Below are 21,345 nucleotides of genomic sequence, written 5' to 3' on the forward strand. Positions count from 1 at the left end.
ACGCCTCAGGAGCGGAACGGCAGCTCGTGCAGCTCGAGGCCTTCCTGCTGCCACTCGTGCGCCGACTTGCTCAGGTCGAGGGTCAGCTCGAACGACGAGACCACGTCGTAGCCGGCGGCGTGCAGGCTGCGGATCGCCTCCACGTTGCGCGACTCGGGGGAGATCGTCAGCGCGGTCATGTTCCGGCGGCGGGCCTCGCCGGCCACGTGGCGCAGCAGCTTGCGACCCACTCCCTTGTGCCGGTGGGAGGCGGTGACCACGACCGGCTCGACCTCGCCGGCCAGGCCGCGGAGCACCAGCCCGACCAGTCCGATCACCCCGTCGTCGGCATGGTCGGCCACCCACAGCCCGCCGAGATCGAGCCGGGTCAGGTATTCCTCGAAGCCCTCGCCGGCGTCCTCGTCCGGCACGCCGTACATCTGGTTGTGCTGGTTGGTCAGCTCGGACCACAGGCGACGGCCCGCGGAGTGGTCACTCGGCCGGTACGAACGCACTGTGACAGGGCTCATGGCGACATTTTGACTCCGATTTCAGGCAGGCGTAAGCCGAAGCGGAAGATAAGGCGGTGGATCAGGCGTACTTGCGCGCGCACCCCCAGCACCTCCCGACATTTCTCACCCACCAGCGCATCCGGGAGACGCCGGTGGGTGGCGGGAGCGTGTCCAGCGCCAGCCGGCTCACGCTCGACGACGGCACGTCCGTCTTCGCCAAGACCTGGCCCGCCGGTGAGGCACCGGAGGGCTTCTTCACCGCCGAAGCGTCCGGTTTGACGTGGTTGCGCGAGGCGGGGGCGCCGGTGCCCGAGGTGATCGTGGCGCTTCCCTCAATGATCGCCACCGAATGGATCGAGCCCGGCGAGCCGACGCGTGAGGCGGCCGAGCAGCTCGGGCGTGATCTGGCCGGCCTGCATCGTTCCGGGGCGGACGCGTTCGGGGCGGCCTGGGCCGGTTACATCGGTCCGCTCGGCCTCGACAACACTCCTTCGACCGGAGAGTGGGGGCCGTGGTTCGCCGAGCGCCGGCTCCTCCCGTACCTCAAGATCTCGGCCGATCGGGGCGCACTCTCCGACGTCGAGGTGGCGCTGGTCGAGCGTGTTCTTCAGGGTCTCGAGACGTACGCCGTGGGGGAGCCGCCCAGTCGCACGCACGGCGATCTGTGGCCGGGGAACCTCCTGTGGGCCGACGGTCGGGCCTGGCTCATCGACCCGGCCGCTCACGGGGCTCATCGCGAGACCGATCTGGCAGAACTGGCGCTCTTCGGCGGCGCTCCGCACCTGTCGTCGATTCTCGGGGCCTACAACGAGGTCTACCCCCTCGCCGAGGGATGGGCGGAGCGGGTTCCCCTGCACCAGTTGCACCTTCTGCTGGTGCACACGGCGGCGTTCGGCGAGAGCTACCGCGCCTCCGTGCGCTCGGCCGCGGAAGCCGCGCGGCACGCACTGTGACTGAGTCGGCTGTCCACAGCCGAATTCTGCGGAGGTCATCGGCGCGGGAAGCGGATAGATTCAATCTGTGAGCATGCGTGGAAGATCAGTGATCGCTCGGGGCGCTCCGTGATCCCGCTCGCCGACCGGTTCGGACGGGTGGCGACCGATCTGCGCGTCTCTCTGACCGATCGCTGCAATTTGCGCTGCACCTACTGCATGCCCGAGGAGGGCCTGGCCTGGCTTCCTCGAGAGCAGCAGCTGACCGACGACGAGGTCAACCGGCTCATCCGGATCTCGGTCGAGACGCTCGGCATCGAGGACGTCCGGTTCACCGGTGGTGAGCCGCTGCTCCGGCGCGGTCTGGTCGGCATCGTGCGGGCCGCGGCTCAGCTCGAGCCCCGTCCCCGGCTCATGCTCACGACGAACGGCATCGGGCTCGAACGCCTCGCCGGCCCACTGCGCGAGGCGGGGCTCGACCGGGTCAACGTCTCGCTCGACACGCTGGATCCGGCGCGGTTCACGGCGCTGACCCGGCGCGACCGGCTGGCCGACGTGCTCCGCGGGTTGGAAGCGGCGGCGGCGGCCGGCCTCACCCCGGTCAAGATCAATACGGTGCTCATGCGCGGCATCAACGACGACGAGGCTCCCGCGCTGCTGCGATTCGCGCTCGACCACGGCTACCAGCTGCGCTTCATCGAGCAGATGCCGCTCGACGCCCAGCACCAGTGGGACAGGCACACGATGGTCACGGCCGACGAGATCCTGGCCGACCTCGAGCCGTACGGTCTTCTTCCCGATCCGGTTTCACGTGGAACAGCGCCGGCCGAGACCTGGCTGGTGCCCGGCCACGTCGATGCCGCCGGCGAACCGGCCCGGGTCGGTGTGATCGGCAGTGTGACCCGGCCTTTCTGTGGCGACTGCGACCGCACCCGGCTGACCGCCGACGGCCAGGTGCGCAACTGCCTGTTCGCCACCGCGGAGAGTGACCTGCGCAAACTGCTGCGCGAGGGCGCGAGCGATGACCAGCTGGCCGAGGCCTGGCGGGTCGCGATGAGCGGCAAGCGAGCCGGCCACGGCATCGACGACCCGGCGTTCCTCCAGCCGGCCCGCCCGATGTCCGCCATCGGGGGGTGACGTGACCACGCTGACCGTCCGCTATTTCGCCGGGGCGCGAGCCGCCGCGAAAGGCACCCGCAGCGAGACGGCCGAGGCGGCCACGCTGGAGGAGCTGAAGCAACTGCTGACCGACCGGCACGGCGAGCGGCTGGGAGTGGTGCTCAAGGCGGCCAGCTTCCTGGTGGACGGTCTGAGCTGCCACGACCAGTCCGCGGCCTTGCCCGAGGGTGCCACGATCGACGTGCTTCCGCCCTTCGCCGGGGGCTGATCTGCTCGTCGCCGGGGTGACCGCGCTGCATGGGTTGGGGCTCCGATGACTGCCAAGATCGAGCGGCTCGTCCGCGCCTCGCCTTCGGCACGTCGACCCTCCACGTGACCGACCGCTGCTGTCCTCGGCCAGGCTGGATCACGCCGCGGGCCGGCCTTCCACGACACGCCGGGTGAAGATGGCGTCGGAACGGGAGGATGCAGATGGCGTCGGAACGGGAGATCGCGCGGCAGCGGGCCACGGCCGTGGCGGAGGCTTTCGGGCTGCGGTCCGGCGGTGTGCTCGTGCCGGTCAGCTTTCGCAGCTCCCAGACGTGGCGGCTGGAGACGACAGACGGAGCCGTCCTGGTGAAGCACGTCCCGGCCGAGGGGTGGCTCGAGGACTTCGAGCGAGCGATGGATTTCGAGCGGCGGGCGATCGGCGCCGGCATCTCGATGGCCCGGCCCCTCGAACCCGCTGGCGGAGGCGAGCAACCCGGAATGGGGAACCCGGCCGGCGGAGGCCAACAACCCGGAGAGGGGAACCCAGCTGGTGAAGGCCAACAACCCGGAGGGGGGAACCCAGCTCGCGAAGGCCAACAACCTGGAGTGGGGAACCTAGCTCGCGGTGGCGGACAGCCTGGGGTGGTGAAGCGAGCTGGCGGCTTCGCGGTGCGGATCGACGGGCTGGGCTGGGTCCGCGCCTATGAATGGGTGGACGGGCGGCCGTTGGCTGACACGGATGACGTGGCCACGTGGCTCGGCGAAACGCTGGCTCGGCTCCACGGGCTGGCGCCCGGGGCCGACGGACGGCGGGCGCCGGAGTGGTATCGGCAGGATGCGGCGCTGTGGCAAGGGTGGCTGGAGGCCGGGCTGGGCGCGGGACGAAGCTGGGCGCCTCTGTTGCGACTGCATCTGCGCGACGTCCTGGACGCGGCCGAGTGGGTGGCGCGCAGTTTCGCGGCGGCCGGCGACTACGTGATGGCTCACCGGGATGTCGAGCCGTGGAACGTGCTCATGACCGCCGGCGGTCCGGTGCTGATCGACTGGGATGTGGCGGGGCCGGACAGCGCGAGCCTCGAGGCGGCGCACGCGACGCTGGAGTTTTCGCGGCGGGGCCGGGCGAATCCTGATCCGGCCGCTGTGCGGAAGACCTTCGAGGCGTACGTCGGTGCGGGTGGCACGCCCTTCGGTGGGCCCGATGTGCTGGCCCGCCGGGCGGGACTGCGACTCGGGCGGCTCGCGGAACGGCTGCGGATCTCGCTCGGCGAACAGGCACTGGGCCCCCGCGACCGGGAAGCGCTCGAGCGCCAGACCGCCGAGCGGATCGTCGGGATGCCGGCCTTCGTCGCCTCGCTCCGCGATTACCGGCTCTGACGACGCGGGCGCGAACGCGGCAACGCCGTTGGGGTTGAACCGCGCGCTGCCGGTGGCTGGCTACGGTCACGCGCGTCGGGCTCCGGCCCCGGGCCACGCGCCAGCGGCGGCCAGATGTGGCAGGTCGCGGGCGTACGGGTCCTCGACGCGGCCGCCTCGTCCGGCGCCCCGCACGGGGCGTGGGACGGCGCGGACAAGGGCGGCGCGGACAGGGCGGCCGGCGCGGACGGCGCGGACAAGGGCGGCGCGGACAGAGGCGGCCGGCGTGGACAAGGACGCGCGGACAAGGGCGGCGCGGACGGCGCGGACGGCGCGGTCGGCGCGGTCGGATCCAGGGGTTCGTCAGTGTGCTCTCAGGAATGACCAGGAGACTGGGCTGGGAAAGTTTCTGGGGAGGAAATCTTGGTGGTCTTCGTCGGGCTGATCTTCGTGGTCATCGGCCTGATTCACTTTTATCTGTGGAAGCGGCTCGTCAAGGATCCGCTGCCCGGCAAGCGCGCCCGGCGGATCGGGGCGGGGATCGTCATCGCGCTGGCGGTGCTGGCGCCGGCGACGCTCATCGGGGTGCGGTCGGGGGCTGTTCCGTGGCTGGCCTGGCCGGGTTACCTGTGGATCGCGCTCATGTTCTATCTGCTGGTCACGCTGGCCGTGCTCGAGATTCCGCGGCTCGCCCTGGTGCTGGCGTGGCGCGCTCGACGGCGTACGGGGAAGGAAACCGCGACCGCCACCGCCGAGAGCGACCCGGGCGAGCCCGCCGCAGGCGAGGCCCGGACCGAGAGCTCACCGGTGCTGACCGCCGAGAAGCCGCCGCCACCCGACGGCATCGACCGGCGGCTCGTCCTCGCCCGTGGCGCCGCGATCTTCGCGGGTCTCACCGCGGCCGGCGTCACCGGATACGGCGTGCGGACCGCGCTCGGCGGGCCGCGCATCGACCGCGTGCAGATCCCGCTGGCCAAGCTGCCCCGGGCCATGGACGGCACCCGGCTGGCCGTCGTCTCCGACATCCACCTCGGGCCGCTGACCGGCATGAATCACGCCCGGCGCATCGTCGACGTGATCAATTCGGTGCAGGCGGACATCGTGTGTGTCGTCGGTGACCTGGTGGACGGCAGCGTGGCCGAGCTGGGGCGGTTCGCGGCGCCGCTGGCCGACATCCAGTCGCGGCAGGGGGCGTATTTCGTGACCGGCAACCATGAGTACTACTCGGGCTTCCAGGAGTGGGTCGACGAGGTCGCGCGGCTCGACGTGCGGCCGCTGCGCAACGAGCGCCTCGAGCTCGGCGGTCTCGATCTGGCCGGCGTCAACGATCTGGGGGGCGCCGAGGAGGGTGACCCGGCCGACTTCGCGAAGGCGCTCGGCGACCGCGACCCGGCCCGGCCTGTCGTATTGATGGCCCACCAGCCCCTCGCGGCCCGGGATGCGGCCCCGTTCGGGGTTGATCTTCAAGTTTCCGGCCATACCCACGGCGGCCAGATGGCACCCTTCAACCTGCTGGTCAAGCTCGAGCAACCGGTCGTCTCCGGGCTCGGCCGGGTCGACGGTGTGCCGGTCTATGTCACCAATGGTGCCGGTTTCTGGGGCCCGCCGGTTCGAGTCGGCGCTCCGCCGCAGGTGAGTGTGATCGAACTGCGGGCTCAGTAAAGGCATCAAGATCCGTAAGTTCGTCAAGCGTGGCGATTCGTGTGAGCACCGGAGGGCGTGACAGGATGCAGCGCGTGCCCTCGGACAACACAGGTAGTGCCGCGGACACGTACGTCGCGGATCTCCACATCCACTCGCGTTTCTCGCGGGCCTGCAGCCGTGATCTGACCCTGCCCACGCTGGCCTGGTGGGCCCGGCGCAAGGGCATCGCCCTGCTGGGCACGGGCGACTTCACCCATCCGGCGTGGTTCGATCACCTGCGCGAAAACCTCGTCGACGACGGCCCCGGCCTGTTCCGCTATGCCGGTGAGGCCGACGTCACCCAGCGCCTGCCGGGCTCGCTCCAGACGAGCCCGGCGGCGCGCTTCATGCTCAGCGTCGAGATCTCCACGATCTACAAGCGCGACGACCGCACCCGCAAGGTGCACCACCTGATCTACATGCCGGACTTCGCGGCGGCGGCCCGGTTCAACACGGCGCTGGGCCGCATCGGCAACCTGACCGCCGACGGCCGGCCCATCCTCGGCCTCGACTCGCGCGACCTGCTCGAGATCGCGCTGGAGTCGGGTGGCTATCTGGTCCCGGCGCACATCTGGACCCCGTGGTTCTCGGCGCTGGGCTCCAAGTCGGGCTTCGACGCGATCGCCGACTGCTACGCCGACCTGGCCGAGCACATCACCGCGGTGGAGACCGGTCTCTCCTCCGACCCTGAGATGAACTGGCGGGTTTCCAGCCTCGACCGCTATCGCCTGGTGTCGAATTCGGACGCCCACTCGCCCGCTGCCCTGGCCCGCGAGGCGACGCTCTTCACGGGCGAGCCCGACTACGCCGCCGTGCGCGACGGAGCCGGTCTGGCCGGGACGCTCGAGTTCTTCCCCGAGGAGGGCAAGTATCACGCCGACGGCCACCGGGCCTGCGGTGTGAACTGGGAGCCGCAGCGCACCCGCGAGCACGGCGGCCGCTGCCCTGAGTGCGGCAAGCCGCTCACCGTCGGGGTGCTGAGCCGGGTCGAGGACCTCGCCGACCGCCCCACCGGCGCCCACCGCGACGGTCACGTGGAGCACCTGATCCAGCTCCACGAGATCCTGGGCGAGATCAACGGCGTCGGCCCCAAGTCCAAGACGGTCGAGGGCCAGCTCAACCACCTGGTCGCCACGCTCGGCGCCGAGCTCGACATCCTGCGCAAGGTGCCGCTCGACGCGATCGGCCAGGCCGGCGGCGACGAGCTGCGCGAGGGCATCGACCGGCTCCGCCGCGGCGACGTGCGCCGGGTGGCCGGTTACGACGGCGAGTACGGCGTGATCACCCTCTTCGAGCCGGGCGAGCTGCGCCATCGCACCGGCGCGCCGCAGCTGGAGACGCTGTTCGACGTCCCGCAGCAGCGCAAGCCCGAGCCGGCCGTGAAACCGAAGCCGGTCAAGGTGGCCAAGGAGCCCAAGAAGGCGCCGCCGCTGCCGCCCCCGCCGAGCCCGCACGAGCCGTTCGAGCCGATGCTGGCCGGCATGGAGGAGGTCGGCACCGGGCTGCTCGACCGCCTCGACGCGATGCAGCGGGTCGCAGCCTCGGCCCCCGGTGGCCCGCTGCTGATCGTGGCCGGTCCGGGCACGGGCAAGACCCGTACGCTGACTCACCGCATCGCCTACCTCTGCGCCGAGCTCGGCGTCTTCCCGGAGCGCTGCCTGGCCATCACCTTTACCCGGCGCGCCGCCGGTGAGCTGCGGGAACGCCTGGACGCGCTGCTCGGTAAGGACGGCGAGGACATCACGGTGGGCACGTTCCACTCGGTGGGTCTGGCCATCCTCCAGGAGAACGCGCGCGCCGCGGGCCTGGGCGCGCACTGGCGGATCGCCGACGAGGCCGAACGGGCCGAGGCCCGGGAGCAGGCCGGCGACGACGATCACGCGTACGCCAAACTGCTGCGCCAGCAGGACCTGGTCGACCTGGACGAGCTGATCACCATGCCGGTCGCCCTGCTGCGTGATGAGCCGGCCCTGGTCGAGAAGTACCGCCGGCGCTGGCAATGGATCTTCGTGGACGAGTACCAGGACGTCGACGACACCCAGTACGAGCTGTTGCGCCTGCTCAGCCCGGCCGACGGCAACCTGTGCGCGATCGGCGACCCCGACCAGGCGATCTATTCGTTCCGCGGCGCCGACGTGAGGTACTTCCTGCGGTTCAACGAGGACTTCGTGGACGCCCGGCTGGTCCGGCTGACCCGCAACTACCGGTCGTCGGCGCCCATCCTGGCCGCCGCGGTGCAGGCGATCGCCCCGTCGTCGCTGGTCAACGGCCGCCGGCTCGACCCGGCCCGGCTCGACCCGGAGGCGCCGCTGGTCGGCCGCTACCCCGCGGCGAGCGTCGCCGACGAGGCCGACTTCGTCGTGCGTACGATCGACGACCTGGTCGGCGGTCTCTCGCACCGCTCGCTGGACTCGGGCCGGGTCGACTCCCGGTCGGTCGCGGCCGGCAACCTGTCCTTCTCGGACATCGCCGTGCTCTACCGCACCGACGCCCAGTCCGGTGCGATCGTCGAGGCGCTGTCCCGGGCCGGCGTGCCGGTCCAGAAGCGCTCGCACAACCGGTTGCGCGACCGGCCCGGCGTCCAGCAGATCGCCCGCGAGCTGCGGCACGCCGACGGTCCGGGCGGCTCGCTGGTGGCCCGGCTCAAGCTGACCGCGCAGGGACTGGCCCAGCGTTTCGCCGCGCCGACCCTGGACGGCGAGCAGCTCGCCCCCGACGACATCTGGACCGCGGCCGACCTTCTGCGCCCGCTGGCCCAGCGGGTCGGCGACGATCTGCCGCGCTTCCTGCAGGAGATCGCGACCGGCGCCGAGGTGGACGCGCTCGACCCGCGGGCCGAGGCGGTCAACCTGCTCACCCTGCACGCCGCCAAGGGCCTCGAATTCCCGGTGGTCTTCCTGGTCGGCTGCGAGGACGGCCTGGTGCCGCTGCGCTGGCCCGGCGGTCGCCCGTCGGACGAGGACATCGCCGAGGAGCGGCGCTTGTTCTTTGTGGGTCTGACCCGGGCCCAGGACAGGCTTTTCGTCACCAGCGCGGCCCGCCGGTTCCGGCACGGCAGCGAGCGGGAGCAGCAGCCGAGCCCGTTCCTCGACGTGATCGACGCGGGACTGTTCGAGCGGCTCGGCGACACCGTGCCCTCCCGGCCCAAGGATCGCCAGCTCAGGCTGTTGTAACGGCGATCAGCGCGCCGGCCAGCAGCGCCGGTCCGAACGGGAGCGGGCGACCGCGTCCGCGGAGCAGCAGGGCCAGCGCGATCGGCCCGTTGATCAGGTGCGGCACGACCAGCCCGGTCACGACGGCCGGCCAGCCGGCGAAGCCCAGGATCGTGGCCAGCACGGCGGCGAGCTTGACGTCGCCCAGACCCAGGCCGCCGCCGGGGAGCAGCGCGATCATCAGGTACGCCGCGAACACGACGAGGCCGGCGAGCAGGGCGGGCACGAGCCGGTCCGGCCGCAGCAGGGCCAGCGGCAGCGCGGTGACGCCCAGCCCGGCGACCAGCGGATCCGGCAGTCGCAGGCAGCGCAGGTCGATCAGGGCGAGCAGCAGACCGGGCACGACCGCCAGCAGGTGCACCGGCAACTGGGGGGACGGGCCGAGGGTCACGGCCAGCAAGACGCTCACCGACGCTCCCACCAGCACCGTCAGCCCGTACGCCGGGAAACCGGAACAGGAAGCACCCACCCGGACCCACCCGCCCGGCCCGGTTGCGAAGCTCCGGCCGCAGAGCGCGCACGCCGAACGGGCCGGATCTCCGAAGGGGACGGCCAGCCGATGGGCGACGCGGGGAAGGAAGGCAGCCGTGGAGGCGCCGAAAACGGCAGCGAGAATCACCAGGGGTACGGACACGACTCGGCACCGTAGTGGCCGGACGAGCGATCCGCGGGTCGTGTTGCCGACACCGGCGGCGATTCCGTCCGGGTATGCGTCGGCCTCGCACGCTACGGTGGCACCAGCGTAATCGCTTCCGGAGGAAATCCTGATGTCGCAGAACGGCCCGTACTCCGGCCCGCCGTGGTCGCACGGGAACTCCGACGAGCCGTACGCGGAGCCGGCCGACCCCTGGGGTGATCACGGCGCACCCGTCGCGTCGGAGCAGCCCTCCTGGGGTGGTCATCCGCCGTCGATCCCGCAGCAGCCGGTGAGTTATCACTCGGCGCCGATGAGCCCGGTGCCCAACGAGCCGTCGTGGGACCGGCCGGCGTCGCCTCCGCCGAAGCGCAACACGCCGATCATCGCCCTGGTGGTGACGCTGGGCCTGCTCATCGTGGTCGGTCTCGGCGCGACCGCGTGGCTGCTCAAGGAGCGCAGCAACCAGAGCGATCAGGCTTCCCCGACCGCGTCGGCGACCACTCCGGTCGCCGGACCCGCGCCGCAGGGCAGCGAGGACGCCCGCTTCTATGTCAAAAAGGGCGACTGCGTCGTCAACGAGGGCACCGACGAGGAGCCCAACATGCGGGCCACGGCCTGCACGACCGGCACCTACGAGGTGCTCGATCGCGTCAAGGGCAAGACCACGGGGGAGAAGGACGCGGAGCGCAAGTGCTCCAAGGTCACCGGCTATACGAAGTGGTTCTTCTACGACAGCCCGCTCGACGATCTCGACTTCGTGCTCTGCCTCAAGGAACATAAGGCGCTCTAGGTCGATCTAGCTTTAAAGCTAGATACGGCTAGACCATCCTCGACACGCTCGTCAGGTCTTGCTAGCGAACTCTAGCTATTTCACTAGACGACCCGATACGGTGCAATGCGTGGATCCGGTGAGGAACCCGTACGCTCCCGGCGCCGGCCAGCGCCCACCCGAGCTGGCCGGTCGTGACCGCGAGCTCGACGCGTTCGACGTGGTGCTCGAGCGCATCGCCCGGGGCCGGCCCGAGCGCAGCCTCGTCCTCACCGGCCTGCGCGGTGTCGGCAAGACCGTCCTGCTCAACACGCTGCGCTCGGCCGCGATCGGTCGCCTGTGGGGCACCGGCAAGATCGAGGCCCGGCCCGACCAGTCGCTGCGACGACCGGTGTCGGCCGCTCTGCACATGGCGATCCGCGAGCTCGCGCCCCACCACCGCGACCCCGACCGGGTCGACGACGTCCTCGCGGTGCTCAAGGCGTTCGCCCTGCGGGCCAACGACAGTTCGGCCAAACTGCGCGACCGCTGGGCGCCCGGCATCGATGTGCCGCCGGCCCGGGGCCGGGCCGACTCCGGCGACATCGAGATCGACCTGGTCGAGCTGTTCACCGACGCCGCCTCGCTGGCCACCGACGTCGGCACCGGCATCGCGCTGTTCATCGACGAGATGCAGGATCTGGGCCCGGCCGACGTCTCCGCGCTCTGCGCCGCCTGCCACGAGCTGTCCCAGCTGGGTGCGCCGCTGATCGTGGTCGGGGCCGGTCTGCCGCACCTGCCGGCCGTGCTGTCCGCCGCGAAGTCGTATTCCGAGCGCCTCTTCCGCTACCAGCGCATCGACCGGCTCGACCGGGTCGCGGCCGACCTCGCGCTGTGTGCCCCGGCCGCCCGGGAAGAGGTGGAGTACGAGGCGAAGGCACTCGACCTGCTCTACGAGAAGTCCGGCGGCTATCCCTACTTCGTGCAGGCGTACGGGAAGGCGACCTGGGACCACGCACCGCAGACCCCGGTGACCGACGCCGACGTGCGGGTGGCCGCCCCCGAGGCCGAGGCCGAGCTGGCCGTGGGCTTCTTCGGCTCCCGGTTCGAGCGAGCCACGCCGGCCGAGCGCGACTACATGCGGGCGATGGCCACGCTGTCGGGTGACCCCGGCAACGACATGGACGCAGCCGTCCCCACGTCCGAGATCGCCATCGCCCTGGGCCGCAAACCGGCCAGCCTCTCGCCGGCTCGCGACGCGTTGATCAAGAAAGGCCTGATCTACTCGGGCGAGCGCGGCACGGTCGCGTTCACCGTGCCGCATTTCGGCCGGTACCTGCGCACGCAGCCGGTGTGATCCGCCTCCGGCGGGTATAACCAGTTCATGAAGCCCGTACGCACTGCCGCCCGCGCGATGCTCGCGTCGATCTTCGTCATCCAGGGCGTCCGGTCGATCGTGAAACCCGACGCCACCTCGGAGACGGCCGCCCTGGTCACCGACCGGGTGAAGCCCCTCCTCGAGAAGGCGGATCCGCGCATCCCGACCGACGCCCGCACGCTGGTGCAGATCAAGGGGGTGAGCGACACGATCGCCGGCCTCGCGCTGGCCACCGGCCACTTCACCCGGCCCGCCGCTCTCGTGCTCGCGGCCGGTCTGGTGCCGACGACCGTTGCCGGGCACCCGTTCTGGGACCGGTCGCGGCCCGACGCCAAGGTGCAGCAGACCCAGTTCCTCAAGAACCTGGGACTGCTCGGCGGCCTGCTGCTGGCCGCCGTCGACACCGAGGGCCGCCCGGGGCTGGGCTACCGCACGAGCCACGCGGTCGACCGCTCCCAGCGGTCGGTCAAGCGCTCTCAGCGCTCGGTCAAGCGAGCCCTGCGCACCGCCAAGCGGGAAGCCAAGATCGCCGCTGTGAGCGCGACGGCCGCGCGCAAACTGCCTGGCTAACAACCTCCCGGCGATCTCCCCCGTTAAGTCCGACAAGGGGCTGCGGCCCCGCCATGACGCCGCTCGCCGGCTTTGTGGCCGGCATGGCTCCGCCGTGCCCGGAGGACGAGAGCGACGGGGGTCGCGCCATGCCGGCGTGGGGACAGCACGAGCGGAGTTCGAGGTCGGTCGTGGCCGGGCTCGGGTGCCTGGCGGCACTCTGGGCGATCGGTCACTTCCTTCGAGCGTACGGGGTGGAGGACCCCGCGATGACGCCGGCGGAGGCGTGGCTGCTCGCCCTGGCCGGGCTGGTCGCCCTGGTCCTGTCGGCGTTCGCGCTGGCCGGTCCGGTGGCCCGCCGCTACGGACGTCCCCGGGGCGCCGCCGTCCTGACGGCGGCCGCCCTGGCGCTGATGGCCGAGCCGGTGCGCGCGGCCCTCGGTCTCGGCCACCTCGACCTGCTGTTGTTCGGCCTGGTCACCGCGGACGTGGTGGCGCTGCGCCGGTCGGCCTGGGCCGGTCGGCGAGCGGCCTGGTGGCCCGGTCCGCCGGCCTCGCGGGCCCCCGGCGGGCGCCTCGACGCACTCCGGCGGTGCTGGGCGACCGGGTCGTGGGCCGGGGTCGGCATCGGCGTCGCGTCGGCGCTGGCCGTCGGTCCGGCGTTGTTCATCCTCTATCTGATCGTCACCCGGCGCTGGCGGCCCGCGCTGCTCGCGACCGTTACGGCGGCGATCGTCACGCTCGCGGGTACCCGCGACCGGCCGGACCTGATCGACCGGGCCGGGCCGATCGGGGACGCGGCCAACCAGTCGCTCGCCGGATTGCTGGCCCGCCTCTACGACTCGTCGAGCACGCCGGTGCTGGTCTGGCTCTCGTTCGCGGCGCTGCTGCTCGCCGTCGGGCTGATCCGCGCGCGGGCCGCGCACGCCGACGGTGACGAGATCACCGCGTTCACCCTGGTCGGCCTGACCGGGGCGACGATCGCACCGGTGACGACCACGTCCGAGCTGATCTGGATGGTGCCGGCGGTGCTGATCCTGGTGGACGCGGCGGCCCGGCTGCGGGTCGGCCGGCGGCCCCGGACCGGGCGTCTGACCGGGCTCGGCTACGCGACGGCGGCGCTGCTGACCTATCTGCTGCTGGCCCTGCCTCCGGAGTGGACGGTGGGCTGGAACGCGTACGGCTTCGCGGTGATCGTGCTGATGAACGCGCTGCCGTGGCGGCCCGGAGTGGCTCCGGCGACCCCCGTCGTCCGCCGGCCGGTCGTGCCGGTCCGGGTGCCGGCCATCCCCGGGCCTAGGGGCAGTTGACCCACTCCTCGGTGCCGTCGGCGAAGACCTGCCTCTTCCAGATCGGCAGCCGCGCCTTGGCCTCGTCGACCAGGCGGGCGCAGGCCGCGAACGCCGCCGCCCGGTGGGCCGTGCTGACCGAGGCGACCAGCGCGACATCGCCGATCGCCAGCGTGCCGACCCGGTGCGAGACCGCGACCGCGTAGACGTCGGGGTCGGCCTCGATCTCGGCGGCGACCTCGCGCAGCACCTCGGCCGCGCTGGGGTGACCCTCGTATTCGAGCAGGGTCACGCCGCGCCCGTCATCGTGATCGCGCACCACGCCCTGGAACGAGACCACGGCACCGGCCCGCGGGTCGGTCACCGCCTTCTCATGGGCGGCCAGGTCGAGCGGGGAGTCCAGCACCTCGGCGATGGCGATCATGGGCGCTCTCCGATCACCAGCGGCAATGGCAGGAAGGGGACCAGGTCACCGGGGGCGGCCTCGGTGCCCGGGCGGACGACGACGAAGCCGTGCGCGTTGGACAGGCCGCGCAGCATCGCCGAGCCGACGTGGCCGACCGGGGTGGCCGACCGTCCATCGTGGTCGAGCCGGGCCAGCGCCAGATGCGTGTCGGCGCCCCGGCCGCGCACCTTTCCGGCGACCTCGACGGTGGGCAGCGTGGGAGCTGGGCGGCCCTGCAGGCCGGCCAGCAGCGGGGCGACCAGCGTGATCAGCGCGATGACGGCGGACTGGGGGTTGCCGGGCAGGCCGGCCAGGAAGCGCGGCCGGCCGTCGGGCCCGGGCACGCGGGCCAGCAGCATCGGGAAGCCGGGGCGGACCGCCACCGTGTTGACGATGTAGTCGGCCCCGAGCTCGGTCAGGGCCGGGTGCAGATGGTCGACCGGCCCGTGCATCGTGCCGCCGGTGGTGCAGACGAGCTCGGCGCCGGCCAGAGCGCCGCGGACAGCGGTGAGGTGGGCCTCGAGCGTGTCCTGGACCGGGCCGGCGACCGCGGCCGGGGCGATGCTCGCGCCGTACCGTCGCAGCCAGCCCGGCACCTGCGGGCCGAGCGAGTCACGCACCCGCCCGGCACCCGGGGTGCCGCCGGTGAGCAGCTCGTCGCCGAAGACGAGCAGGCCCGCCCGGGGCCGCCGATAGACGCTGAGCGACTCGTAGCCGCAGGTGGCGGCGATGCCGATCACGGCCGGGTCGACCGCCGTCCCGACCGGCAGCAGTTCCTCGTCCTTGCTCGCCTCCTCGCCCGGCAGGCGCCACTCGGGCACATAGCCGTCGCGCGGCTCACCGCTGACCAGGCCGGCACCGTCGCGAGTGGACGCCTCGACCCGGACCACCGCCTCGGCCCCGGCCGGCACCATCGCGCCGGTGGCGATCTCGACGCAGGTGCCGTCCTCGGTCAGCGGCGGGGCGACACCACCGGCCAGCACCCGGCCCACCGGCCGCCACGGCTGGGGCCCGCGCACGGCCCAGCCGTCGATGCTCGAGGTCGGGAACGCGGGCAGGTCGGTCAGCGCCCGCAGCGGCTCGGCCAGCGTGCGCCCGTCAGCCTCGGACAGCGCGACCGGCTCCGCCGGGCCGGCCGCCGCGCGACCCGCTTCGTAGGCCAGCCGTCGGGCCTCTTCCCAGTCGACGCTCACGGGACGAGCCTATCCAGCCGCGCCGGACGAAGGGTGGTCACCGCCGTGTATCTGGTCGACGGTGTGCCGCAGCAGGGGGCCGAGCACGGCGAGGCCGTCCTTGGCGCCGCCGGTCGAGCCGGGCAGGTTGACGATCAACGTGCGTCCGGACACACCGGCCAGCCCGCGGGACAGCGCCGCGGCGGGCACCTTGTCACGGCTGTAGGCCCGGATCGCCTCGGCGATGCCGGGGATCTCGAAGTCGAGCAGGCCGCGAGTCGCCTCGGGGGTGCGGTCGGTCGGGGTGACGCCGGTGCCGCCGCTGGTCAGCACGACGTCGACACCGTCGGCGACGGCCAGCCGGAGCGCGTCGGTCACCGGCTCGCCGTCCGGCACGACCACCGGATCGCCGACCGTGCAGCCCAGCTCACGCAGGCCGGCGACGAGCCGCGGGCCACTGGTGTCGGCGTAGACCCCGGCCGCGGCCCGGTTGCTGGCCACGATGACGCGGGCCGAGATGGTCACGGCCGGTCCTCCGGGCGGACCCAATCGCCGGTCTTGCCGCCCTCTTTGCGCAGGACCCGCACCGACTCGATGCTGGCCGCGGGGTCGACCGCCTTGATCATGTCGATCATGGTGAGCCCGGCCGTGGCCACCGCGGTGAGCGCCTCCATCTCGACGCCCGTGCGGTCGGCCGTCTTGGTGGTGGCGGTGATCTCGACCGTGGTGCCGGTCAGCTCGAGATCGACGACCACGCCGTGCAGACCGATCGGATGGCACAGCGGGATGAGGTCGGGCGTGCGCTTGGCTCCCATGATCCCGGCCAACCGGGCCACCGCGAGCGCGTCGCCTTTCGGGAGCGCGTCGCCACGCAACAAGGCGACCACTTCCGCAGTGGTCACCACCCGCCCGGCGGCGACCGCACGGCGGGCGCTCACCGCCTTGGCGGAGACGTCGACCATGCGCGCGGCGCCGGTCTCATCGACGTGAGTAAGCAGGGATTCGTCGGGCATACCGGGAGTTTATAGAAGCCTTGCGGGGAAAAGTGTTCGCGTAATAGTGGCTACCGCCTCACGATTCGGCCAGGTCAAATGTTGGCGATCTATGCGCAGGTCAGGGACCATGTGGCGGGCTGGAAAACCGGGAACCTTCAGACAGACTTTATCAATCCGGAGCGTCAGACAAACGGCACGCTCTGCGATATGGACACTGCGCCCCAAAACGACGGCGCGGGTCGCTGAGAGTCGTATACCCGAGACGGCGTGTAACCAAATCCTTCCCTGTTATCATTTTCTGCGCAATACGACATGAATCGGTATCAACATCGCTTTCAATTGCATATTGTTCCTCTCGTCGCGACGGACTTGATCCCGAACATCCCGACCCCGGGCCCCTGGCCCGCATCGCGAGGAGAAAACAATGAACGTGCACGACTGGACCTGAGGTTGGTGCGCAAACGCGCACGCGTGCCTACGCTGGAGCCCGGACACGTCTCCGATGCGCTCCGCGACTGGACGACCACATTGCGAAAAGCTCATAGCTCCAACGACGACGCGACCGGTCAGCAGCTATCGCTGCTCATCGGTCTCGTCGTCGTTCTGGCGCTGGGAGTCGGGGCGGCTGACATCTGGCATGCCGTCACCCACCCGCAGCCGGTTCCCCACCCCGGGATCCTGGCGCTGGTCATCATCGGCGCCGCCGTGGCCAATTCGGTCAAGGTCCTGGTCCGGGTGCGGTCCAACCACAACCGCACCACCTGGGGCGAGATCCCGATCCTGGTCGGGCTGGCCTTCCTGCCGCACGTGTGGGTCGTGCTCTGCTCGGTGATCGGCATCGCCGTCATCAAGATCGTGACGCGGGTCGCGCTCCAGCGGGCGGTCTTCTCGCTGGCCAAAGAGGTGCTGATCGTCAGCGCCGCGGGTCTCGTCCTGACCCTGGCCGGAGCCCCGCCGATCTCCCACTCGCCGGTCGCCGCCGGCGTCGCCGTCACGCTGGCCTACGTGGCGATGTCGCTGGTCGACGAGATCGTGTTCATGCCGGTCTTCGCCGTCGCCTCACACACCACGGTCCTGCAGGCGATGCGCAAAGACCTGAGCGACCGGTTGATCGCCCACGTCTTCCGGCTGGCCACGGTCGTCTACATCATCGTGATCCTCGCCGTCGAGGCCAGCCCGTTGCTGCTCGGCTTCGTGCCGCTGCTCGTCCTCTGCCTGCATCTGTGGCACTCGCGGCAGCTGCGCACCAACGAGGAGAGGCGCTCCTGGCGCGAGCTGGCCAAGACGACCGACGAGCTCAGCTCGGTCGAGCTCACCCACGTGCTGCACGTGGCCGCGGCCCAGGGGGCCCGGGTGTTCTCCTCCGACGAGGTCGAGATCGACCTGACCGCGAGCGGCGTCGACCGGGTGGTCCGCGCCCGCGGCAGCGACGTGGTCCACGACGGACCCCGCCCGAGCCGCGACGCCTACGTCACCGAGATCACGGCCGACCTCGAGACCGGCGACCACAGCTACCGCGCCGGGTTGCTGACCCTCGGCTTCCACGGCCCGATCAAGCTCACCGAGTTCGAGCAGTACAAGCTCAAGACCTTCGCCGCCGCCCTCTGCACGGCCATCCGCAACGCCACGGCGTACGCCGAGCTGCAGCGGCTCAACGAGCAGAACGCGTACAACGCCGCCCACGACCCGCTGACCGGTCTGGCCAACCGCCGCGAGCTCTACGAACACGCCGGTCGGCACTTCCCGGGCCGCCCCGGGGACGGTGTGGCGGCGCTGCTGCTGATCGACCTCAACCACTTCAAAGAGGTCAACGACACGCTCGGCCACGCCGCCGGTGACGCCGTGCTGCGCGAGGTGGCCCGGCGGCTGGCCGACGCCGCGGCGCCGGGCGACCTGGTGGCCCGGCTCGGCGGCGACGAGTTCGCGGTGCTGCTCACCGATCTGCCCACCCCCGCGCTGGCCGCCCACCGGGCCAAGTCGATGCTCGCCACCCTCGAGGAAAGCGTGACAGTCGAGGGCATGCAGATCACCGTCGAGGCCGCGGGCGGCATCGCGCTCGCCCCCGGCAGCGGTGGCGTCAACGAGCTGATGCGGCGGGCCGACATCGCGATGTACCAGGCCAAACGCGCCGGTCGGCAGGTGGCGACCTATGCCCACGCCCAGGACACAGCCGACGTCAGCCGCCTCGCGCTGGGCGGCGAGCTGCAGCGCGCGGTCGCCGAGCACGAGTTCGTGGTCGACTTCCAGCCGATCGTCGACCTGGGCAGCGGCGAGGTGACCGGGGCCGAGGCGCTGGCCCGGTGGCACCACCCCGAGCACGGCTACCTCACACCGGTGGAGTTCCTCGAGACGGTGGAGCGCTCGGGCCGGCTGCCGGCGTTCGCCGACGCGGTGCTCGACCAGGCGCTGGAGGCGGCCGATCAGTGGCGCGAGGCCGGTTTCGACCTGCCGGTGGCGGTGAACGTGTCGCCCCGCAGCCTGCTCGACCCCAGCTTCCCCGAGACGGTGCTGGCCCGCCTGAGCCGGCACGCGGTCCCGGCCGACCGGCTGGTCTTCGAGCTCGCCGAGACGCTGACCCTCAGCCAGCTCGACGTGGTCGGGCGCGCGCTGACCGAGCTGAGCGAGGCGGGCGTCCGGCTGGCCCTCGACGACTTCGGCACCGGCGTCACACCGCTGTCGGTGCTGTCCCACATCCCGGTCCACCAGCTGAAGATCGACCGCGAGTTCGTGGGGGGCGTCCAGACGTCGTCCGAGGCCGCGGCGGTGATCCGCTCGACGGTCGACCTGGCTCGCAGCCTGCACCTCACGGTGATCGCCGAAGGGGTGGAGAGCGAGCCGCAGAGACACGCGCTGTGGGGTCTGGGCTGCGTGGCCGGGCAGGGGCACCTGTTCGCCCGGCCGATGTCGGCGACCCGGCTGCTGGCCACGCTGCAGCGCGGCACGGCGGGCCGGCCAGGGGTGCTGGCCGCGCCGCTGCACGACGGGGCCGCGGTGGTCCGCATGTCGCGGCGGCGGTCCGGGGGTACGGGAAGATCCGCTCTGCCACACTTGCCCGCGTGACCGAACCAGGGCAGACGACGAGCAAACCCGCAGCTGAGGGCCCCGCCGCCGACCCAGCCACAAACGCGGCGGCCGGCGATCCCCCCACCCGGGGCGACGCCGTCCCCGCCGCCGCCGACCTCCCTTCCCCCGGTACGCCGGAGGACAGCACCCCTCCCGAGCCGGCCACAGAGGACTCGTCCCCACCGGCCGGCGCCGAAGCTCCCGCCGATCAGCCCAGCGCGGATGATCAGCCGGACGCCGACGCGGAGGGCGTAACCGAGCACGCCGTCGACGGCGACGGTCGGGACGACGGCCGTCCGGCGAAGGGCGACGCCGCCGAGCCCGCGGCACTACCTGCCGGCGCCTCGATCGGCATGTACGTCGTCATCAGCGAACTGCCCATCACGGCCCCTGCAGCAAAGACCGCCAAAACGACCCGCGTTGATCCGAAAGCTCCGCCATCCGAGCCGGCACCCGCTTCGCAGCCCCTCAAGGACGACGAGCCCTCGGCCCCCGAAGATGCGACATCCGATCCAAAGGTCGCGAAGGTGGCACCCGAAGCGGAAGCCGCGCAGGTGGCGGCCGAAGCGGCACTCGCAATCCCATCTCCTCTGGACAAAAAGGATGAGACAGGGGCGGCATCCGACCTGGAAGACGTCGATGCGGCATCCGCAGCAGATCAGGGAGGACCCCGCACCAAGGTCGGCCGGTTCTTCGCCCGCATGGATCAGGCAGCCGGCGGTTATCCGGCCGACTTGGTCCTCTACGCCCTGTCAGCCGCCTTCGCCCTGGTCACCGCCCTGACTTCGACGCTGGTGCCGCACCGGGCGTGGGGCTCCATAGCCGTCTGGTCCTACGCCGCCGCCTTCCTCCTGGCCGGCCTCCAGTTCGCCGGTCACCTGCTCGTGCGACGCGGGACCCTCCCCGCCCTCCGGCGTTTCGTCGGCAACGGCGCCCGCGCCGCCGTCACCGGGACCGTGTGGGCCGCCGCGGCCCTCCTGCCCCTGGTCGTCCAGGCGATCCAGCGCGCCGACGGCCGCACCGACCGCGCCCAGGAGGAGGTCCTGGTGGTGGAGCACATGGGCGAACGCCTCCTCAACGACGGCACCCCGTACCTCTCCCGCGACGCGATCGCCGCCCTGCCCGCCGACGAGCGCCTGCTGGGCTACAGCCCCTACCAGCCCGGAATGTCCATCTTCGGCATTCCCCGCGCCCTCTTCGGCGACGTGTGGTGGACCGACGCCCGCGTCTGGTTCGCCCTGTTCACCGCCCTGATCCTCATTGCCGCCGTGGGACTGTTGCACCCCCGCTTCACCCGCAGGCCCTCGACCGCGCGCTCGTTCGCGACCGTCCGGGCCCTGCAAGCCGTCACCGTGCTCCCGATCTGCGCGCTGACCTTGGCCACCGGCGGCGACGACATCCCAGTGCTCGCGTTCTGTCTTCTCGCGCTCACCCTCGCCGCTACCGATCGTTACGGCTGGGCCGGTGTAGCGATCGGGGCGGCCGCGGCCTGCAAGCTCTTCGCGCTCCCGGTGGTGGCCGTCCTGGCCGTCCTGGCCATGGCCGTCGCACGGGGCGGGCGGTTCTTGCCCGGCGCCCTCGGACTGCCGATCCTGGTCCTGGTCCCGCCGTTCCAGGTCGACCAGGACGGCTTTCTCGAGAACGTCATCCGCTTCCCCCTGGGGCACGGCCTGGTCACCAGTCCGGCGCAGTCGCCGTTCCCCGGCTACCTGCTAGCCCAGCACGTCCCGAACGGCCGCTACCTCGCCCTGGGTTTGCTGCTCGCGGTGGCGGCCGTCATCACCGTACGGATTCTCTGGTGGCCTCCGCGCCATGCCGACTCGGCCTCGTTGATCTGTGGCTGGGGCCTGCTCGCGGCCATCCTGCTCATGCCGACCACCCGATTCGGCTATCTGCTCTACCCGCTCGCGTTCTTCGTCTGGGCGGCCGCCCTGCGCCCACCTCTGGGGAAGCACAAGCCCGGCCCGGCACTCAGCAACCACACAGCCACAAGCCGCCCATTGGATGACACAGCCTTGTACCGTCTGTGA

General features: G+C 71.7%; 18 protein-coding genes. 12 read left to right on the top strand and 6 right to left on the bottom strand.

Annotated features, from left to right (window positions below; translation table 11 throughout):
• Nucleotides 1-5 precede the first annotated feature (5 nt).
• Entirely contained in the window at nt 6-509 is a 504-nt protein-coding gene (locus NAG42_RS19580; protein WP_250031812.1) for a GNAT family N-acetyltransferase, read from the bottom strand.
• A gap of 56 nt (nt 510-565) precedes the next feature.
• Here NAG42_RS19580 and NAG42_RS19585 point away from each other — a divergent pair, with 56 nt between their 5' ends.
• The 6 genes from NAG42_RS19585 to NAG42_RS19610 all read left to right on the top strand — a co-directional run bounded on the left by NAG42_RS19585 (nt 566) and on the right by NAG42_RS19610 (nt 9,000).
• On the top strand, nt 566-1,444 hold the full coding sequence (locus NAG42_RS19585) for a fructosamine kinase family protein (protein ID WP_250031813.1): 879 nt from the start codon (nt 566-568) through the stop codon (nt 1,442-1,444).
• A gap of 108 nt (nt 1,445-1,552) precedes the next feature.
• Entirely contained in the window at nt 1,553-2,560 is a 1,008-nt protein-coding gene (moaA, locus tag NAG42_RS19590; protein WP_250031814.1) for a GTP 3',8-cyclase MoaA, read from the top strand.
• A gap of 1 nt (nt 2,561) precedes the next feature.
• Nucleotides 2,562-2,810: a MoaD/ThiS family protein gene (locus NAG42_RS19595; RefSeq protein ID WP_250031815.1), complete on the top strand. Its 249-nt coding sequence runs from the start codon at nt 2,562-2,564 to the stop codon at nt 2,808-2,810.
• Nucleotides 2,811-3,436: 626 nt separating this feature from the next.
• Nucleotides 3,437-4,165 (top strand): phosphotransferase, encoded by a 729-nt coding sequence (locus tag NAG42_RS19600; RefSeq protein WP_250031816.1) that lies wholly within the window; start codon nt 3,437-3,439, stop codon nt 4,163-4,165.
• A gap of 402 nt (nt 4,166-4,567) precedes the next feature.
• A complete protein-coding gene (locus tag NAG42_RS19605; RefSeq protein ID WP_284045541.1) occupies nt 4,568-5,806 on the top strand; it encodes a metallophosphoesterase in 1,239 nt (412 codons plus the stop codon).
• 65 nt (nt 5,807-5,871) lie between these two features.
• The gene (locus NAG42_RS19610) at nt 5,872-9,000 is read left to right on the top strand and encodes a UvrD-helicase domain-containing protein (RefSeq protein WP_250031817.1); all 3,129 of its coding nucleotides are present in this window, start codon (nt 5,872-5,874) and stop codon (nt 8,998-9,000) included.
• On the opposite strand, the gene NAG42_RS19615 is transcribed toward NAG42_RS19610, so the two are convergent.
• Nucleotides 8,987-9,448, bottom strand: coding sequence for a prepilin peptidase (locus NAG42_RS19615; protein ID WP_250031818.1), 462 nt, complete (start codon nt 9,446-9,448; stop codon nt 8,987-8,989). The genes NAG42_RS19610 and NAG42_RS19615 overlap by 14 nt on opposite strands.
• A gap of 358 nt (nt 9,449-9,806) precedes the next feature.
• On the opposite strand from NAG42_RS19615, the gene NAG42_RS19620 reads away from it, so the two are divergent.
• The 4 genes from NAG42_RS19620 (at nt 9,807) to NAG42_RS19635 (ending at nt 13,661) form a co-directional block, all read left to right on the top strand.
• Complete coding sequence (locus tag NAG42_RS19620; RefSeq protein WP_250031819.1) at nt 9,807-10,466, top strand: LppU/SCO3897 family protein; 660 nt, start codon at nt 9,807-9,809, stop codon at nt 10,464-10,466.
• Nucleotides 10,467-10,575: 109 nt separating this feature from the next.
• Nucleotides 10,576-11,781 carry a DUF8462 domain-containing protein gene (locus NAG42_RS19625; protein ID WP_250031820.1) on the top strand — a complete coding sequence of 402 codons (1,206 nt, stop codon included), beginning with the start codon at nt 10,576-10,578 and terminating at the stop codon, nt 11,779-11,781.
• Between the two features lie 27 nt (nt 11,782-11,808).
• On the top strand, nt 11,809-12,372 hold the full coding sequence (locus NAG42_RS19630; protein ID WP_250031821.1) for a DoxX family protein: 564 nt from the start codon (nt 11,809-11,811) through the stop codon (nt 12,370-12,372).
• 248 nt (nt 12,373-12,620) lie between these two features.
• Nucleotides 12,621-13,661, top strand: coding sequence for a glycosyltransferase 87 family protein (locus NAG42_RS19635; protein ID WP_250031822.1), 1,041 nt, complete (start codon nt 12,621-12,623; stop codon nt 13,659-13,661).
• Here NAG42_RS19635 and NAG42_RS19640 read toward each other — a convergent pair.
• The 4 genes from NAG42_RS19640 to moaC are packed head-to-tail and all read right to left on the bottom strand — an operon-like array spanning nt 13,648 to nt 16,270.
• Nucleotides 13,648-14,064: a molybdenum cofactor biosynthesis protein MoaE gene (locus tag NAG42_RS19640; RefSeq protein WP_250031823.1), complete on the bottom strand. Its 417-nt coding sequence runs from the start codon at nt 14,062-14,064 to the stop codon at nt 13,648-13,650. The genes NAG42_RS19635 and NAG42_RS19640 overlap by 14 nt on opposite strands.
• Nucleotides 14,061-15,278 (bottom strand): molybdopterin molybdotransferase MoeA, encoded by a 1,218-nt coding sequence (locus NAG42_RS19645; protein ID WP_250031824.1) that lies wholly within the window; start codon nt 15,276-15,278, stop codon nt 14,061-14,063. Before NAG42_RS19645 ends, NAG42_RS19640 begins: the two co-directional genes overlap by 4 nt.
• A gap of 9 nt (nt 15,279-15,287) precedes the next feature.
• Nucleotides 15,288-15,806 (bottom strand): MogA/MoaB family molybdenum cofactor biosynthesis protein, encoded by a 519-nt coding sequence (locus tag NAG42_RS19650; RefSeq protein ID WP_250031825.1) that lies wholly within the window; start codon nt 15,804-15,806, stop codon nt 15,288-15,290.
• Entirely contained in the window at nt 15,779-16,270 is a 492-nt protein-coding gene (gene moaC, locus NAG42_RS19655) for a cyclic pyranopterin monophosphate synthase MoaC (RefSeq protein WP_250031826.1), read from the bottom strand. The genes NAG42_RS19650 and moaC overlap by 28 nt, the downstream gene beginning before the upstream one ends.
• A 510-nt stretch (nt 16,271-16,780) precedes the next feature.
• On the opposite strand from moaC, the gene NAG42_RS19660 reads away from it, so the two are divergent.
• Both NAG42_RS19660 and NAG42_RS19665 read left to right on the top strand, forming a co-directional pair.
• Complete coding sequence (locus tag NAG42_RS19660; RefSeq protein WP_250032134.1) at nt 16,781-19,312, top strand: putative bifunctional diguanylate cyclase/phosphodiesterase; 2,532 nt, start codon at nt 16,781-16,783, stop codon at nt 19,310-19,312.
• A gap of 704 nt (nt 19,313-20,016) precedes the next feature.
• Entirely contained in the window at nt 20,017-21,345 is a 1,329-nt protein-coding gene (locus NAG42_RS19665; RefSeq protein WP_250031827.1) for a glycosyltransferase 87 family protein, read from the top strand.

The sequence above is a fragment of the Paractinoplanes maris genome (assembly GCF_023544465.1).
GTDB classification, from domain to species: Bacteria; Actinomycetota; Actinomycetes; order Mycobacteriales; family Micromonosporaceae; genus Actinoplanes; species Actinoplanes maris.

Bases quoted from the DNA above. Each gene is read 5' to 3' on its own strand.
- NAG42_RS19580 (WP_250031812.1), bottom strand. From the start codon at position 509: ATGAGCCCTGTCACAGTGCGTTCGTACCGGCCGAGTGACCACTCCGCG.
- NAG42_RS19610 (WP_250031817.1), top strand. From the start codon at position 5,872: ATGCAGCGCGTGCCCTCGGACAACACAGGTAGTGCCGCGGACACGTAC.
- NAG42_RS19620 (WP_250031819.1), top strand. From the start codon at position 9,807: ATGTCGCAGAACGGCCCGTACTCCGGCCCGCCGTGGTCGCACGGGAAC.
- NAG42_RS19630 (WP_250031821.1), top strand. From the start codon at position 11,809: ATGAAGCCCGTACGCACTGCCGCCCGCGCGATGCTCGCGTCGATCTTC.
- NAG42_RS19635 (WP_250031822.1), top strand. From the start codon at position 12,621: ATGACGCCGGCGGAGGCGTGGCTGCTCGCCCTGGCCGGGCTGGTCGCC.
- NAG42_RS19640 (WP_250031823.1), bottom strand. From the start codon at position 14,064: ATGATCGCCATCGCCGAGGTGCTGGACTCCCCGCTCGACCTGGCCGCC.
- moaC (WP_250031826.1), bottom strand. From the start codon at position 16,270: ATGCCCGACGAATCCCTGCTTACTCACGTCGATGAGACCGGCGCCGCG.
- NAG42_RS19665 (WP_250031827.1), top strand. From the start codon at position 20,017: ATGGATCAGGCAGCCGGCGGTTATCCGGCCGACTTGGTCCTCTACGCC.